Origin of the sequence: Olsenella sp. oral taxon 807 (assembly GCF_001189515.2) — a bacterium.
Taxonomy (GTDB): domain Bacteria; phylum Actinomycetota; class Coriobacteriia; order Coriobacteriales; family Atopobiaceae; genus Olsenella_F.
Window position 1 is genome coordinate 2,367,367 of the sequence record NZ_CP012069.2, and the last position, 16,334, is coordinate 2,383,700.

Consider the following 16,334-nt stretch of genomic DNA (forward strand, 5'->3'; position numbering starts at 1 on the left):
CCCGACGGAAGGTCCAAGAGCTGCCTCACCACAAAATCCCCTCTCCCTGCCATCTGGGTCTCCCATCCCTAACGACCACGCAGCTTGAGCGCGCGCTGAATCTCGCGATCACTGTCACGTCTGGCCATGTCGCGCCGCTTGTCGAAGAGCTTCTTGCCCCTTCCTATGCCAACACACAGCTTCACACGGTTATGCTCGTCGAAGTAGAGCTCGAGCGGCACAAGCGCCATACCCTTGGTGCGCAGCTGCGCGTCGATGAGGGCAATCTGTCGGCGGTGCATGAGCAGGCGCCGCCTGCGGTCAGGATCCACGTTCCACACGCCACCGTTCGAGTACGGGTGTATGTGCACACCCACAAGAAAGGCCTCGCCGCCTCGGATGATGCAGAACGAGTCGCGTATCTGACAGGGACGCTCGCGTATGCTCTTGACCTCGGTTCCCGTGAGCTCGATGCCAGCTTCCCAGGTCTCACCTATCTCGTAGTCGTGACGGGCGACTCGGTTCTTAGAGATGCTCCTTTTTTGTGGGCCTTGGGAATTCTTGCCCCTGTCGCGCCCGCCCGTTGTGGAAGTTGGCTGTGGCCTACGCCTCGCCATCTGTAGCTCCCTCCCCTCGCGCGGCCCCTGTGGCCGCACCGTCTGCGTCTTCTGCAGCACCCGCAGGCTCCACACATGCGAGAAGCTCCCCCATCAGCCTATGGGAGAGCTCTGTGCCCGCAAGCGCGCAAGCCCTCAGCATGAGCCTCGTCTCCGCGTCCTGGTCACCCAGCTCGCGCGCGTCCAAGGCACACTGTAAGAGACAGATGACGACCTGGGCGTTGGCACCGCGTGGCAGCTGCAGCTCATCAAGGATCTGCCCCTCTTCCTCATCGCTGACAACATCGGGATCGTGCTGCGTGCCCACTGCCTGCTCAAGTGCCACCCTAAGCAAGGGATCGCTCGCATCGACCCTACGGGCAGCTCTGAGGAGCGCTGCCGCCTCTCGTGACTTCCCAGAGGCCTGGAAATACTCGGCAAAACTGAGAAAGGCTCGGATCAGATGAGAGGGCTCACTGGCACGAATGAGCACCGAGTGACTCAGCGCCAAGTACTCGCTGATATCGCCGACGTCCCGGCACAACTCCGCCAGGTTCAAACGATGCTCACAGGCCATGGGATTCCAACGCACCGCCTGCTTGAGCGCCTCGATCGCCAAGTGGGTGTCACCATCTGTCATGCGCGCGAGGGCAAGGTCGGCGTACAGGCGATCCAGCGGCTCGCCCACGTCGCGAAGCTCCCTTGGGTCGCGCTCGACAACCTGGTACGCCAGGCGATCGAAGGGAGAGGAAAAGCTAAACCACTGCTGGCTATCGGTCGTCGGGCAGTTACGATCGATGTACTCCTCCACGTCCTCAGCACGTCTTGAGAGAAGCTCAAGCGCCATGTATGTCTGGCCCTGCATAAGGTAGCCTTCGGCCAGCATGATCGCCTCAGTCGGCTCGCTCTGCTCGAGCCTGTCTGTATACTCCATGACACCTCCTCATACCATACGCTCTGCGAGGACGAGCAGTGTCCCCCCTCGCCGTATGCAACGACACCCTAAGAATACGACAAGCCTACCCGTTTACCGTGCGTACAAGTACCGTCCGTGTCGTTCGCCCATGGCACGGACGTTTCGTCTGTGCGCACGGGTCACTTGTCCGGAAGCGCGAAGTCTATCTGCCCGCGCGCAGGGCTGGTGCCCGCCACGACCACCGTCACGCGCATGCCCACCCGCCAGATTCTGCCACTTTCCTCGCCCATCAGCGCCATGCGCGCATCGTCGTACGAGAAGCGCTCATCTCCCAACTCGCGAGTCGCAAGCAGGCCCTCAGCGCAGCTCTCGTCGAGCATGACGAAGAGCCCATAGCGCTCGCAGCCCACCACGACGCCTCCAAAGCACTCACCCACCCTTGTGGAGAAGAACTCTGCGATCTTGACTCTCTGAGAGTCTCGGGCAGCACCATCTGAGACCCGTTCGCGATCCGAGCAGCTCCGACATAGCTGCGCCAGGCTGCGTCCGATCTCACGCTGCTCACGTGAGCCTGCGTTTCCGTCCAGCTGCGCCTTGAGTGCACGGTGCACCAAGAGGTCCGCGTAGCGGCGGATCGGCGAGGTAAAGTGACAGTACGCCCTCGCACCCAGGGCGTAGTGCCCATCGTTGTGCGGCAGGTAGATGGCGCGCCGCTGGGCCCTGAGCAGCACAGTGTTCACGAAGAGCTCCGCAGGCGTGCCTGCGGCGTCCTCGAGGACCTCCTGAATGGCTGCGGAACTCCCCGTAACAAGTGCCCCAGCAAGAGAGCCCTCAACAAGGCCGAGCTCCCGTAGGATGCGCAGGGCGTCTTTGAGCTCGTCTGGGGCGGGTCGCTCGTGCACACGGTAGGCCGTCTCGATCCCTGCGTCCGAGAGCAGCTGTGCCACGCACTCGTTCGCAAGTAGCATGGCCTCCTCTATGAGGCTCGTTGCGCGCGTACGCCTGCGCACGATGATGTCGATTGGGCGGCCCTGCTCATCGAGGGTGACCTTCGCCTCCTTGGTGTTGAAGTCAATGGACCCACGATCATGGCGCAGACGTCGCCTCTGCGCAGCGACCTCGTCGAGGATATCGAGGGTCCGTGAGACCTGGGTGTTCCATCCTACCGAGCAGGGCAGCTCATGGGCACCGAGCGTTTTCTCGAGCCATGCGTCGACCTGGTCATAACTCAGGCGCGCCTTGGAGCGAATGGCGGAGCGCGTCATCCGGGCCGAGACGAGCTCTCCTCTCTCGCCAAGGCGCATGATGACGCTCACGGCAAGCCGATCCTCGTCTGGCCTGAGGGAGCAGACATCGGCACAGAGGCTCTCGGGCAGCATTGGTATGACGCGATCAACCAGGTAGGTCGAGCAGGTCCGCTGCCGTGCCTCGTTGTCTACGGGGCTGCCCCAGCCCACGTAGTGGCTCACGTCGGCAATGTGCACCTCGACCTCAAAGCCACGTCCGACCCTACGGGCGCCAACCGCGTCGTCGAAGTCGCGCGCGTCGGCAGGATCGATGGTAAGGACACAGCGCTCGCGAAAGTCCGCGCGAGCCAGACCCGCTGCCAAGGCCTCCTCTACGCCAGGCTCAATGGCAGCCGCCGAGGCGAGCAGCGTCTTGGGAAACTCGCAGCGCAGCCCATACGAGGCAATGATAGTCTCGATGGGCAGGTCAAGGCCACGTTCGCTGTCCGGGCGCCGCTCTATGGTGACGATTCCCGACGTCGTACGCGCCGGATACTCCAAGATGCGCGCCACCACCACGTCGCCTGAGTGCACGCCACAGGCCTGTGCGCTGTGGTCATCGGGCAGCACGAAGAAGTCACGCCGTATCCTTGAGTCGAGGGGAACCACCACGCCAAGCGGATCTATGAAGTCATAGCTGCCCAGAAAGCTCTGGGTGGCACGATCGAGGACGCCCTGGACCCATGCCAGGCGCTCGCGTCCGCGTGGCGATGATAGACTCACCTGCACCGTGTCCCCACTCATCGCCTCGCGCACGCCCCTCTTGGCAACCCTAAAGCAGCCCTCTGGCGTGTCGACCGTAACCGACCCCGAGCGCGAGACACGCATCGTGCCCGTTAGTAGGGCGCGAGTCCTCCTGCCTCGAGAACCCCGCCCGCGCGGGCCATGCGACCTCGATTTTGCTCCTCCCATGCCCGCGCCCCTCCAAAGCAGTGAGCCAGCTGCGACGGTGCCTCGGTCCCTTGGGGCGACCACATGATGTCCGTCTTGTAAAGACTCGCCCTCGCCTGGCATACGAGAGACACCACCTGAAGGCTACGCGGTCACAGCCCCAAGGCACGGTGAGACACTGTCCGCCGCCTTATCGGCACATCGCAAGCCAGCTACACCCTGAGATAGCGCCTCATCGCGATCGCAGAGCCAAAGAGGCCAAGCAGACAACCTATGCCCACGAGTGACGCATACGTAAGGGTCAGGACGACCGTCGGTATGTCAAAGGACAAAAACGACAGTCCAGCCTGGAGCCTCGGGAGCACGATCAGGGTACCGCCATGAAGCACAAGGATCGCGAGCAGCGAGCCAAAAAGCGCCTCGAGCATGCCCTCGGTCAAGAACGGCCCGCGTATGAAACCGTTTGACGCACCGACCAAGCGCATGATGGCGATCTCGCGACGACGCGCTGAGATAGCGAGGCGAATCGTGTTGTTGATGAACACGAAGGCGATGAAGGCCAGAAGGCCAACCAGCACGATGGTGCCAAAGCGCAGGACATACGTGACACTCAGCAACTTCTTTACCGTATCGCGACCATACTGGACGGAGCGCGTGGGATTCTCTGCGTCGTCGGAGATGCTCTTGAAATCGCCGTCCTCGATGATCATGCTGGCTACGTTCTCGACCTGCTTGGGATCGGAGAGGGTAATGACCAACGATGCGGGCAGCGGGTTGGTGCCATCGAGCGCGGCGACGACGTCGTTCGCGTTCTTGTCACTCATCTTCTCCCGGTAGCTCTCGAGGGCCTCCTCCTTGCTCTTGTACGTCACATCATCGACGAAGTCCCAGCCACTGATCTTCTGCTGGAAGGCGTCCACGGCAGACTTGTCTGCCCCGTCAGAGAGAAAGGCCTGGATGGTGACTTGGTTCTCGACGTCGCCCGCAAGCCTGTTGAGCAGGACTGAGCCAATGACGAAGAGGCCTATCACGAAGAGTGAGAGAAAGATGGTGACCACGGCGCCAAGGGCCGTTGACCAGTTGCGACGAAAATGGCGACCTGCCTCGTGCAGGGAATAACCAAGATTAGACGGAGCCATAGAAACCGTAGCCCCCCTTCTCCTGATCGCGAACGATGTGACCCGCCTCAAGAGCTATGACGCGCTTGCGCATGGAGTCGACCATCTCACGATCATGGGTGGCCATGACGACGGTGGTACCGGTCCGGTTGATGAGGTCGAGCAGCTTCATGATACCGAGCGAGATGGCCGGATCGAGGTTGCCCGTAGGCTCGTCACAGACTAGAAGCGGCGGGCGGTTGACCATGGCCCGCGCGACAGAGACGCGCTGCTGCTCCCCGCCAGAGAGCTGGTCTGGATAGTTGTCCATCTTATCGGCCAGGCCGACGAGACGGAGCACCTCCGGAACCTGCGTCTTGACGACCGAGCGTGGCTTGCCAATGCACTCGAGCGCGAAGGCGACGTTCTCGTAGACCGTCTTATCAGGCAGAAGCTTGAAGTCCTGGTAGACCGTGCCAATCTGGCGACGCAGGTAGGGAACCTTACGGTTGCGCAGCTTGGTGAGGTCTTGACCCGCGACGATGACATGCCCGCCCGTTGAGCGAAGCTCGCGCGTGAGAAGACGCAGAAACGTTGACTTGCCAGAGCCGGAGTGCCCGACGACGAAGACGAACTCGCCCGGGTAGATGTCAAGGCTCACGTCCTCGAGCGCGGGCTTGTTGGGCTGGGCTGGGTAGATGAGTGTGACGTTTCTCAGCGAGATGGTCGGCGTACCGCTCCGGTCGATCTTGGGTGCGTCCTTGAAGTGGATGGGAGAAAACGCGCTCGTCGCGCCAGACTGAGGCTTGATGTCGCTTGAGGTCCCCTCCGCCACCGAAATCGCCTTGGATGATGAGACAGTGGCATCAGGCGCACGCTTGACGTCTGGGATTCTTGAGACTGTGGGAGCACCCTTAGCCTCTGGGACACCCGTAGCGGCAGGGATGACCCTCGCCCTTGACCCATCGTCTTTCATAGACGAGACGCCCGCGCCTTGAAGGCCCGCCGCACTGGATGGGGCAGCACCTGGAGTGCTATGGGCCACACCAGCCGATTGGCCGACACGATTGGCGGCTGGCACACGAGGGCTTGCCTCCTGACGCGAAGACGCCGAAGACTTGAGGTCGGCCATGGCTGCCTCGAGTTCGTCGTCGAACAGCGCACCAGCCTCTGCCCCGGAGGAATCCTGAGGTAGCCCATCTGAGCCCTCACCCCCCCATTGCCTACCATCGCGGAAATGATTGGCCACACATGCTCCTTTTGATACGTTGATACTGCAGTGACTGACAGATTTCGCGCTATTGTAGCAGAGAGCCGGTTGGAGCATTAAATCTGCATGCCACGCACAGACAGACCTCGCGTGGAACACAGATAGGCCAAGACACGTGCCCCGCAGATTCCGGGGCACTCGGTGCCACACGGCCGCAGCCTCAGCTTAGGCGTCCGGATGGGTTTGGGTACGCGGCCGAGCGTAGAACTGGGCGTCCCAGCTGATAGCGTACACCTAGCGCACAAAGCCCTCGATGGCCTCCGCGACCCCTGCGCCATCAAGACCGTACTTCGCAAGCAGGTCAAGTGCGGGGCCGGACTCGCCAAAGACATCGTTGACGCCTATCTTCTTGACGGGGGTGGGACAGGTCTCGCACAGCAGATCGCACACGGCACTTCCCAAGCCACCGATCACGGAGTGCTCCTCGACGGTGACGACGCGTCCGGTCTTTCTCGCCGAGGCCACGATAAGATCCCCGTCAAGCGGCTTGATCGTTGCCATGTTGATGACCTCGCAGCTTATACCCTTGTCGGCAAGCGTCTTGGCCGCCTCGAGCGCGGCGGGAACCTCAAGCCCGCATGCGATCACGGTGACGTCTGAGCCCTCGCGCTCGATGACACCTCTGCCAAGCTCAAAGTGATAGTCGTCCTTGTGAATGACGGGCACGGGCAGGCGGCCAAGACGCACGTACACCGGGCCCTCTGCCTCGTATGCCGCGCGAACGGCGGCCTTGGCCTCGACGTCATCGGCCGGGACGATGACCGTCATGCCGGGGATGGCCCTCATGAGGGCGAGATCCTCGTTGCACTGGTGGGTGGCGCCGTCCTCGCCCACCGACATGCCCGCGTGCGTGGCCCCGATGACCACGTGCAGATGGGGGTAGCCGATGGAGTTTCGCACCTGCTCGAAGGCGCGACCGGCGGCGAACATGGCAAAGGTGCTCGCGAACACCCTGTGCCCTGTGGTCGCGATGCCAGCGGCGACGCCCATGAGGTTTTGCTCCGCGACGCCGACGTCGATGAAGCGGTCGGGGTAGGCCGCCTTGAACTTGCCCGTCTGGGTCGCGGCGGCGAGGTCGGCGTCGAGCACCACGAAGTCGTCATGGGCGGCGCCCAGCTCCACGAGCGCCTCGCCATAGCTCTGGCGGGTAGCGACCTTGCGTATGTCTGCCATAGCGTTCACGCCTCCTTCGCGAGCTCGACCATGGCCTGCTCGTACTGCTCGTCACCGGGAGCCTTGCCGTGCCATCCCACCTGGTCCTCCATGAACGAGACCCCCTTGCCCTTCGTCGTGTGCGCAACGATGCAGCTGGGGGCGCCCTTGGTCGTGCGCGCCTCGCCGAAGGCGGCGCGCAACTGATCGAAGTCGCTGCCATCTGGGACGTCTATCACGTGGATGTGGAAGGCTCTGAACTTATCCCCTATCGGCTCGGCGGAGTTGACCTCCTCGATGGTCCCGTCGATCTGGAGCCGGTTGTTGTCCACGATGAGACAAAGGTTGTCAAGGCCATGGTTGCCGGCAAGCATCGCGGCCTCCCAGACCTGCCCCTCCTCGAGCTCACCGTCACCAAGCAGGGCATAGACGCGGTAGCTGTCACCCCACAGCTTAGCGGCAAGCGCCATGCCCACGGCCACCGAGATCCCCTGGCCCAAGGAGCCGGTGCTCATGTCAACCCCGAGGGTATCCCTCATGTTGGGATGTCCTTGGAGCTGGGACCCCAGGTGGCGCAGGGTCTTGAGCTCCTCCTTTGGAAAGTACCCCCGCTCGGCGAGGGCGGAATAGAGGCCCGGAGCACAGTGGCCCTTCGAGAGGACAAAGCGGTCGCGCTCGGGCTTGAGCGGATCGGCCGGATCGATGCGCATCTCCTCGAAGTACAGGTAGGTGAGTATCTCGGTCGCCGAGAGCGACCCGCCGGGATGGCCCGACTTGGCCGCATGAGTCGCTGTCATGATGTCACGACGCAGCTCTCGCGCGACCTTCTTAAGGTCGGCATTGTCCATGCCGTCTCCTTTCCATATGGGGACTTTTGAGGCGACGCCCGCTGACGGGCAGGCGTCGCCTTCGTTGAGCTCGGCCTCTCACGCCTGGCTGGTGACCTTGGCCCAGTCTGCAGCGAAGAGCTCCAGGCCGCGGTCGGTAAGCGGGTGGCGCACGCACTTCTGGAGCGCGCCGAAGGGCACAGTGGCGATGTCGGCCCCCATGAGGGCGGCCTGCGTCACGTGGTGCGGGGTGCGCACGGAGGCGGTGATGATCTCGGGGCCGCCCTCCTCGTCCCAGTAGCCGTAGCGGTAGTTGTGGATTGCGTCGACCATCTCCCGCAGGTGGTCGAGGCCCTCGTCACCGATATCATCGAAGCGCCCGACGAAGGGGCTGATGTAGCGGGCGCCGGCGCGGGCGCCCAGAAGCGCCTGGGGCGCGGAGAAGACGAGCGTCATGTTGACGCGGACGCCCTCTTGGGCGAGGTGGTGGATCGCCGGGAGCGACTGCTCCGTGACGGGGAGCTTGACCACGACGTTGGGGGCCAGCGACGCCAGGCGCTCGCCCTCCTCGATCATGCCCTCGGTGGTCTCGGCCGTGGCCTCGGCCGAGACGGGCAGGCCCTCACAGATCTTGCAGATCTTGACCATATGACCCTCGAAGTCGGCGAGTTTGCCGCCGGTCTTGGCGTAGAGGGAGGGGTTGGTGGTGACGCCCGAGAGACAGCCCCAGCTCGCCGCCTTCTCGATCTCCTTGAGGTCAGCCGTGTCGATGAAGAACTTCATGAGACGCTCCTTTCCTGTGTCACGCGCATGCGGACATCCCTATTTCTATACCCCGTTACCCCAACCGTGGCGCTCGAGGGCATGATCGATCTTCTCGCGAACAAAGCGTGCGGCATGGCCAACGTCATCTTGCCAGCTCGCGGAGCCGAGGTACCACAGCTCGCACACATACCTCCGTACGCCCTGTGGAATGAGCTGCGCAAGCGCGCCGTCGTAGTCGGTCGTGCCCTCGCCAAAGAGCAGGTCGCGGTACCGTCCCGCCTTGGTGGCCTTCATGTGGGCGGCGAGGATGTGGCCCTTGCCCATCGCGAGGTCATCGGCAACCGATCTGCCGTAGACCAGAGAGGCGTTCGTGAGATTGCCCACGTCGGGGTAGACGCCCAGAAACGGGCTGTCGATCTTGTCGACGTAGCGCATGGCCTTCTCGACAGTGTCCATGAAGGGGGTCTCCATGGTCTCGAACAGCAGCCTCGTGGAACCTAAACCCTATGTCGGGCTGCACCTGACGGGCGAGCCAGTGCTCGAGCGGCTCACCGCCCACGTTGCGCTGCCAGAGGAACCCCGTGCCCACGACCTCGTGGTCGGAATCCCTCACGCCCCACACGAAGTACGCCTCCTTGCGTCCGGCCATCGCCGCCGCGTTAGAGAGCGCCGATATGTACTCGCCGAGGACCATGGGCTCAAACCAATTCTCCTTGAACTCGAACCACTCCTCCTCGGCACCGTACGCCATCAGACCCTCGACCAACTCCGTCCAGACATCCATGCGACCTCCCTCATCCAACTACAGTATACCTAGGGTTGGCCGATGGGTTGGCTGATGGGTTGGCTGATGGGTTGGCTGATGGGTTGGCTGATGGGTTGGCTGATGGGGCCCTGAGGCATGGAATAGGCTTCGGAACAATGCTGCCGTTCGCCGATTCGCCGCATGGCCGCCTCACGCCTTCGACCGCCAGTTTTACCCGGCGGACTCGACGCCCCCGAGCGGGCGGAGGCCCGCTCCCACACGCAGCTCGCCTGCAGGCTGGCGGGGACGCCTGCTCGCGCTGCCGGCCACTCGCAGCGAAAAGGAGCTTTCACGCAGGGCCTCGCCGAGGGCTGGCGCGGCTACCCTATCTGGGCGGAGTGGCGGCTCTTCGGGACTTCTCGCCCCTCAGATACCCCACGTTAGCCATCGGAGATCGGCGCATCGTGGGGCATGGCATGGGTGGCCGTGCGCCTGGGGAAGCGCGACCCCTCCCGGGGCCCTCCTTGGCAAGCGATCCCATGCCCCTCTGGGGCACTGGCACTGCCACTCGACGGTGAACGTACGGGGCGGTACGCTCAGGGACGAGTGGCAGTGCAGCGCACACTGCCACCCGGCGTCGAGCGTACCGAAACGGTACGATCAGGGCCGAGTGGCAGTGCGTCCGGTACGCTCGGGGGCGAGTGGCAGTGCAGGCTGGTGTGGCCTACGACCCCTTGACTCACAGCAATTGTGCCGATGTCGGGACGTGCGGGCCTTGGGGCGTACCGGTTTTGGGGCGTGCCTCGACCACCTCAGGCGAGCCGGCCCTATCTGCCGCCCAGACGGCCAAAACCCTCGCCAAAAGCCTCGTGCACCTCAGAGACGATGACGATGGCCTCGGGATCTATGCCCGCGACGATCTCCTTGAGACGCATGGACTCGTTGCGGCCTATCACGACCATCAGGACCGGGCGCTGGTTGCCACTCCACACGCCACGCGCCTGCAACTCGGTGCAGCCGCGGTCGAGAGAATAGAGTATCTCGCTGGCTATCTCGGCATGCTTGTTTGAGATGACGTACGCCATGCGCGCACTGAGCGGACCCTCGAGCACCATGTCCACCACGTAGCCGAACACGACCATGGCGACGCCAGCGTAGAGGGCGTTGGTAAGCGAGAAGACCGGTACCGAGGCGAGCAGTATCACGCCATCGACGAGCATCGTAAGCACGCCGAGCGAGGCACCCGTGCGTCTTGCGATGCGCTGACAGATGATGTCGGTGCCTCCCGTGTTGCCGCCACTCAGAAACACGATGCCAACACCGGCGCCCCCTATGACGCCGCCCCAGAGGGCCGAGATCAGCAATTGCCCCTGGGTGGGCACCGGCAACACCGGTGCAAGCAGGTCCATGAAGAAGCCCGAGGCCACAATGCCGAGCACGCTCTGGGCTATGTATTTGACGTCACGCGAGGTGACGTAGACGTAGACAAGAAGGAGTGCGTTCATCACAATGGTCTGGACGCCGACAGGCAGCGTGATGCCCCAGCGCGCGGCGGCGGCCGCAATCGTGGTCGCAAGGCCTGTGAGCCCGCCAGCCGCAAGGCCGTTGGGTATCTCGAACATGTCAATGCCCAGCGCATAGATGAAGGATCCTATGAGGGTGAGCCCGACCTTCCTGACGAGCTCGCGGCGCGAGATCTTGAGCTTGCTCACCGCTCGCCCCCACCAACCAACCAGCGGTGATAGCCCACGACGAACTTGTCCAGATCGCCGTCGGAGAGGACGGAGTCGACATTGCCGGTCTCCACCCCACTTCTGAGATCCTTGACCAGCTGGTAGGGATAGAGCACGTAGCTCCTGATCTGGTTGCCAAAGCCTATCTCGTGCTTGGGTCCCCTCAGCTCGTCGAGCTCGGCCTCGCGCTTGGCAAGCTCGAGCTCATAGAGGCGACTGCGCAGGATGTTCATGGCAAACGCCTTGTTCTGGAGCTGGCTGCGCTCGTTTTGGCAGGTGACGACGGTGTTTGTGGGAAGGTGCGTGATGCGGACGGCGGAATCGGTGGTGTTGACGCCCTGGCCGCCGTGGCCTGACGCATGGTAGACGTCTATGCGCAGGTCGTTGGGGTCTATGTCCACCTTGACGTCTTCGGGTAAGACCGGCAGTACCTCCACGCCCGCGAAGGTGGTCTGGCGCCGCTTCTTTGCGTCCGTGGGAGAGATGCGCACGAGACGGTGCACCCCTTGCTCACCCCTGAGCATCCCATAGGCGTTTTTGCCCGAAACCGTGAAGGTTGCGCGGTCAATGCCGATGGCCTCGGCCACTGGCGCGTCGTTGACCGTGACCTTCCAGCCGCGCCGCTCGCAGTAGGCGAGGTACATGTGAAAGAGCATCCCACACCAATCCTGCGCCTCAAGGCCCCCCTGGCCGGGCGTGATCGTGACGATGGCGTCACCGTGGTCGAGCTCATCGGAAAACCAGCTCGCCAGCTCGAGCTCAGAGAGCTCCCGCCCAAGCGCGGCGGCAAGCCCATCCGCCTCGTCGAGCAGCTCCTCCTCGCCCGTCTCCTGGCCAAGGTCGAATGCGGCCTGGATGTCGCCGATCCTCTGTCGCGCGGCGTCAACCCGACTGACCTCGTCCTTGGCCTGGGTCAACTCGGCCATGACCCCGCTCGCCGCCTCCGCGTCATCCCAAAAGCCGGGCGCGGTACTTGTGGCCTCGAGCTGCGCGACAACTTGGCGCTGCTCGTCGAGGCGCAGATAGCCCTCCACCTCATCGAGCTGCACCTTGAGGGCGTCTATACCCGCCTGCGTGATCTCTGCCATCTATCGCGTCCCGCCACCACGGTTTTTGCCGTGGCAGTTCTTGAACTTCTTGCCGCTGCCGCAGGGACAGAGGTCGTTGCGCTTTACGTTCGCGTAGGGGTCGGAGCTGTCGGCCTTGCGGTAGGTGGTGGGCTTACTTGGGGCAGGGTCTGGGGCCTTCGTCTGCGCAGTACCTGCCCCCTTTGGGGCGAGGCGGGCAGACATCCTGTTACTCCCCTGGTCACCGTCGACCTCGGCAGGACCGGAGTACTTCACCCCATGCAGGGCGTTATCACCCTCGGACTCGAGCTCTCGGGCTTGCGCGACAGGAGCAAGCTCTATCCTCAGAATGGTACGCAGAAAGTCCTCGTACATGGTGTTGACGAGCTCGGTAAAGGCGGCATAGGCCTCGGCCTTGTACTCGACAAGGGGATCACGCTGGCCAAAGCCCCTAAGCCCGATGCCAGCCCTGAGGTAGTCCATCTCCTGCAGGTAGGACATCCACCGCGTGTCGATGACGCGCAGCATGACCTGAGCTGAGAGGGCCTGCATCACGCCATCAGGGAGCTGGTCGGACTTCTCCGAATAGCAGCCGCTGACGAAGTGATCTACGTGATCGATGACATCAATCTGATCAAGGTCATCGATATCGAACGGATCGCGACCCTCATCGTCACTAGGAACTGCTCTTACAGATTGACTAGAGGATACCCCACCGTCCTCGTTTGTCGTGCCTATAGTCTTCGCGCTATCCTTTGACGCAACTAAAGATTTACCGCTGACGGAAATCTCATCCTCATCCCCTGCCTTGGGCGAAACGCTAAGCGGCTTTTTGCCGTCCTGGACGGATCGATCACCTTCGCCTGAAGCCACATTGGCTGGCTCCGACCCATCTGACTCCTCCTCGCCATCCTTGCCATGAGTCTCCGCGTCACCGGAAGAGTCGGACTTCTCATCACCCTTTCCGGTTCCCGTGGGTTGCGACCCTGCATCCTCATCAGGGTCGGATATGGAAGCTGCAGGACCATCGTCTGAACCATCCCCACGCTCTTCAGAGAGGTCCGACTCCCGGCCCTCCCGAGCATCCATCACTTCTGAGGAAACACCCTCGTCACGATCTTGTTCCTCACCAGCACGATCCAAGTCACTCCCGAACTCGGGCATGTCCTTGCGACCGGTGAGTCCCTCAACCCACCTGCGCAGGCCCACGAGGTCCCAGTCCTCGGGGTCCTGCCCCTCGGGACAGAGCTCCTCCACCTTGCGCCGCACGGTATCGTAGGTCACATCATTGATGTGGCCCAAGAGGTCCTTGCCGTCCAGAATCTTGTCGCGCTCCTCGTAGATGACCCGACGCTGCTCGTTCATCACGTCGTCGTAGTCGAGCACCTGCTTGCGCATGGCGAAATTTATCTCCTCGACCTTGCGCTGGGCACTCTCGATGGCTCTGCTGACCAGCTTGGACTGGATGGGTACATCCGCAGGCATGTCGTAGCGTGCCATCATGGCGGCAATTCTGTCCATGCGATCGCCGCCGAAGAGGCGCATGAGGTCGTCCTCAAGCGAGAGGTAGAACTGGGTCTCGCCCGGGTCGCCCTGGCGGCCGGAGCGTCCGCGCAGCTGGTTGTCGATGCGGCGGCTCTCGTGGCGCTCGGTGCCGATCACGCAGAGGCCGCCGGCCTTGAGGACGCGCTCCCTCTCGGCCTCGCAGACCTTCCTAGCCTCCCCGAGGGCCTCCCCCCATTCCGCCTCGCTCGGCTCTCTGGGCTCCTCTCCCTCCTTGGCAGGACGAAAGTAGCCCCTCTCACGCAGCATGTCGCGCGCGAGCTCGTCGGGGTTGCCGCCGAGGATGATGTCCGTGCCGCGACCGGCCATGTTTGTCGCTATCGTGACGGCACCCTCGCGGCCGGCCTGCGCCACGATCTGGGCCTCGCGCTCGTGGTGCTTGGCGTTCAGGACCTCGTGCCCACTCTTACCACTCTCATCGCTCTTACTGATACCGCGTTTATCAAGGATGCGCGAGAGCCGCTCGGAGCTCTCGATCGAGACGGTGCCCACGAGCACCGGCTGGCCCCGCCGGTGGCGCTCGGCGATGTCGTCAGCGACGGCGGCGAACTTCGCGTCCACGCCCTGGTAGACGAGGTCGGGGTTGTCCTTCCGGACCATGGGCTCGTGAGTCGGGATCGCCTGAACAGGCAGCTTGTAGATCTCCCTGAACTCGCTGTCCTCCGTCACGGCCGTGCCCGTCATGCCCGAGAGCTTGTCATAGAGACGGAAGTAGTTCTGCAGGGTGATGGTGGCGAGGGTCTGGTTCTCCTCCTTGACGAACACGCCCTCCTTGGCCTCGATGGCCTGGTGCAGTCCCTCGCTGTAGCGCCTCCCCTCCATGGCACGACCCGTGAACTCGTCGACTATCTTGACCTCGCCGCCCACGACCATGTATTGCTGGTCACGGTGAAACAGGTACTGGGCCCTGAGCGCCTGCTGAAGGTGGTTGACCAGCTGGCCGGAGGGGTCCGAGTACAGATCGCCGATATCCAACCTCCGCTCTATCTTGCGCAGGCCCTCCTCGGTTGCCGCGATGGTGTGTTTGGCTTCGTCCATCTCGAAGTCAACGTCAGGGGCGAGACCGCGAACCGCCCGCGCGAAGTCCTTGTATGTGCTCGCAGACTTCGTACCGGCACCTGAGATGATGAGCGGCGTCCTCGCCTCGTCGATGAGGATGGAATCCACCTCGTCCACGATCGCGAAGGCGTGACCACGCTGCACGCGCTGGCCTGCCTGCGTAACCATATTGTCACGCAGGTAGTCGAAGCCGAACTCGCTGTTGGTACCATAGGTGATGTCAGCAGCATAGGCCGGTTTCTTGAGGTCGAGCCTCATGCCGTTCTGCAGGCAGCCCACGCTCATGCCCAAACGCTCGTAGATCCCACCCATCCACTCGCTGTCGCGTCTGGCAAGGTAATCATTCACGGTAACGACATGGACTCCCCCGGCCGGGATGGCATTGAGATACGCCGCGAGCGGGGCAACGAGCGTCTTGCCCTCGCCGGTCTTCATCTCGGCGATCATGCCCCTGTGCAGAGTGATGCCGCCCATGATCTGCTCGTCGAAGTGACGCATCCCCAACGCCCTGCTCGAGGCCTCCCTCACGGCGGCGAAGGCCTCGGGGAGCAGCTCGTCGAGAGTCTCGCCACTCTTATATCGCTCCCTGAAGTACGAGGTCATGCCGTGTAGCTCCTCATCCGACATGGCTTCGAAGCGCTCCGCGAGGGCATTGACCTCCTCCGCAAGCTCCTCGAACTCCCTTAGCTGTTTATCTGCGCCAAGGGATAGGAGGCCCCTGAAAGAGCGAGCGATCAACCTAAGCGGACTTAGGATCACATCAAGCAGACGCTTCCATAGGTCACGAGAGCCCGGTGCCTTCTCTTTGACCTCGGTGCTGCCCTGCCCGTCACGACCCTTTTGGACAAGGCCAGTGGCCTTATCCTTATCAGAAGGCGCGGTGCCCTCCTGCCCGTCCTCGGCAGTCGACTCGATAGCGTCTGGCCCTTCTCCGGCCTCACTATCATTGGTCAGGCCAGGCTTCTCGTTCCCCTTAACTTTCGAAGGCCTCTGTTCCTCGTCCCCACCGGGACTACCTTCCGGGTTACCTCTATCCTCCCCAGAGGAACCCAACTCCTGGTTCTTAGACATGTGCGTCGAACCGGCGGAAGCATCGCTACTCCCCTTCTCTCCACCATCCTGCGCCTCACCCTCATGATCCGGTGAATTCTTCGCACCATCCGAGACAGAGGAAAGACCTACGTTCTTTTTCTGAGACCTCGACTCACCAGGTAGGCCAGACTTCGCGTCCCCGTTATCATTGTCGTTTACGCCATCACCCGGCTTTTGCTCTTTCATAGCAACACCCGACACGGGCTTTCCCCCATAATGGTCAGACTCTTTTTTCTTCGGGGCGCGCCCACCCATCTATCTAACCTCCTGCTACCAGTGCCAATATAAACAAAAAA

General features: G+C 62.7%; 13 protein-coding genes and 2 pseudogenes. All 15 read right to left on the bottom strand.

Annotated elements, in window-relative coordinates; translation table 11 throughout:
* Positions 1-68: 68 nt before the first annotated feature.
* Complete coding sequence (gene smpB / locus ADJ70_RS10240; protein WP_083443954.1) at positions 69-596, bottom strand: SsrA-binding protein SmpB; 528 nt, start codon at positions 594-596, stop codon at positions 69-71.
* Positions 583-1,509 carry a hypothetical protein gene (locus ADJ70_RS10245; RefSeq protein ID WP_050341173.1) on the bottom strand — a complete coding sequence of 309 codons (927 nt, stop codon included), beginning with the start codon at positions 1,507-1,509 and terminating at the stop codon, positions 583-585. Before ADJ70_RS10245 ends, smpB begins: the two co-directional genes overlap by 14 nt.
* Before the next feature lie 161 nt (positions 1,510-1,670).
* Positions 1,671-3,605, bottom strand: a complete 1,935-nt coding sequence (locus ADJ70_RS10250) for a ribonuclease R family protein (protein ID WP_253273173.1) — start codon at positions 3,603-3,605, stop codon at positions 1,671-1,673.
* A 275-nt stretch (positions 3,606-3,880) separates the two neighbouring features.
* Positions 3,881-4,807: a permease-like cell division protein FtsX gene (gene ftsX, locus ADJ70_RS10255; RefSeq protein WP_050341177.1), complete on the bottom strand. Its 927-nt coding sequence runs from the start codon at positions 4,805-4,807 to the stop codon at positions 3,881-3,883.
* A complete protein-coding gene (gene ftsE / locus ADJ70_RS10260; RefSeq protein ID WP_253273174.1) occupies positions 4,794-6,014 on the bottom strand; it encodes a cell division ATP-binding protein FtsE in 1,221 nt (406 codons plus the stop codon). The genes ftsX and ftsE overlap by 14 nt, the downstream gene beginning before the upstream one ends.
* Before the next feature lie 255 nt (positions 6,015-6,269).
* Positions 6,270-7,208: a transketolase family protein gene (locus ADJ70_RS10265; RefSeq protein WP_050341179.1), complete on the bottom strand. Its 939-nt coding sequence runs from the start codon at positions 7,206-7,208 to the stop codon at positions 6,270-6,272.
* Positions 7,209-7,213: 5 nt separating this feature from the next.
* Positions 7,214-8,035: a transketolase gene (locus ADJ70_RS10270; RefSeq protein ID WP_050341181.1), complete on the bottom strand. Its 822-nt coding sequence runs from the start codon at positions 8,033-8,035 to the stop codon at positions 7,214-7,216.
* A 78-nt stretch (positions 8,036-8,113) separates the two neighbouring features.
* Positions 8,114-8,797 (bottom strand): transaldolase family protein, encoded by a 684-nt coding sequence (locus ADJ70_RS10275; RefSeq protein ID WP_050341183.1) that lies wholly within the window; start codon positions 8,795-8,797, stop codon positions 8,114-8,116.
* A gap of 45 nt (positions 8,798-8,842) precedes the next feature.
* A complete protein-coding gene (locus tag ADJ70_RS10280; RefSeq protein WP_253273175.1) occupies positions 8,843-9,235 on the bottom strand; it encodes a TIM barrel protein in 393 nt (130 codons plus the stop codon).
* Between the two features lie 76 nt (positions 9,236-9,311).
* Positions 9,312-9,563, bottom strand: a pseudogene (locus ADJ70_RS15720) (helix-turn-helix domain-containing protein); the annotation flags it as partial.
* An 18-nt stretch (positions 9,564-9,581) separates the two neighbouring features.
* Positions 9,582-9,701, bottom strand: a complete 120-nt coding sequence (locus ADJ70_RS15725; RefSeq protein WP_083443955.1) for a PT domain-containing protein — start codon at positions 9,699-9,701, stop codon at positions 9,582-9,584.
* Positions 9,702-10,351: 650 nt separating this feature from the next.
* On the bottom strand, positions 10,352-11,236 hold the full coding sequence (locus ADJ70_RS10290; RefSeq protein ID WP_050341189.1) for a YitT family protein: 885 nt from the start codon (positions 11,234-11,236) through the stop codon (positions 10,352-10,354).
* Positions 11,233-12,345 (bottom strand): peptide chain release factor 2, encoded by a 1,113-nt coding sequence (gene prfB / locus ADJ70_RS10295; RefSeq protein ID WP_050341191.1) that lies wholly within the window; start codon positions 12,343-12,345, stop codon positions 11,233-11,235. The genes ADJ70_RS10290 and prfB overlap by 4 nt, the downstream gene beginning before the upstream one ends.
* Positions 12,346-13,413: an SEC-C metal-binding domain-containing protein gene (locus tag ADJ70_RS15730; RefSeq protein ID WP_371256201.1), complete on the bottom strand. Its 1,068-nt coding sequence runs from the start codon at positions 13,411-13,413 to the stop codon at positions 12,346-12,348. It lies immediately after the preceding gene.
* A gap of 27 nt (positions 13,414-13,440) precedes the next feature.
* A pseudogene (secA, locus tag ADJ70_RS15375) lies at positions 13,441-15,681 on the bottom strand (preprotein translocase subunit SecA); the annotation flags it as partial.
* Positions 15,682-16,334 lie beyond the last annotated feature (653 nt).

Excerpts from the sequence above, each read along its gene's own strand:
- ADJ70_RS10280 (WP_253273175.1), bottom strand. The coding sequence starts at position 9,235 with ATGGACACTGTCGAGAAGGCCATGCGCTACGTCGACAAGATCGACAGC.
- ftsX (WP_050341177.1), bottom strand. The coding sequence starts at position 4,807 with ATGGCTCCGTCTAATCTTGGTTATTCCCTGCACGAGGCAGGTCGCCAT.
- smpB (WP_083443954.1), bottom strand. The coding sequence starts at position 596 with ATGGCGAGGCGTAGGCCACAGCCAACTTCCACAACGGGCGGGCGCGAC.
- ADJ70_RS15730 (WP_371256201.1), bottom strand. The coding sequence starts at position 13,413 with ATGGATGCTCGGGAGGGCCGGGAGTCGGACCTCTCTGAAGAGCGTGGG.
- ADJ70_RS10250 (WP_253273173.1), bottom strand. The coding sequence starts at position 3,605 with ATGCGTGTCTCGCGCTCGGGGTCGGTTACGGTCGACACGCCAGAGGGC.
- prfB (WP_050341191.1), bottom strand. The coding sequence starts at position 12,345 with ATGGCAGAGATCACGCAGGCGGGTATAGACGCCCTCAAGGTGCAGCTC.
- ADJ70_RS10265 (WP_050341179.1), bottom strand. The coding sequence starts at position 7,208 with ATGGCAGACATACGCAAGGTCGCTACCCGCCAGAGCTATGGCGAGGCG.
- ADJ70_RS10275 (WP_050341183.1), bottom strand. The coding sequence starts at position 8,797 with ATGAAGTTCTTCATCGACACGGCTGACCTCAAGGAGATCGAGAAGGCG.
- ADJ70_RS10270 (WP_050341181.1), bottom strand. The coding sequence starts at position 8,035 with ATGGACAATGCCGACCTTAAGAAGGTCGCGCGAGAGCTGCGTCGTGAC.
- ADJ70_RS10245 (WP_050341173.1), bottom strand. The coding sequence starts at position 1,509 with ATGGAGTATACAGACAGGCTCGAGCAGAGCGAGCCGACTGAGGCGATC.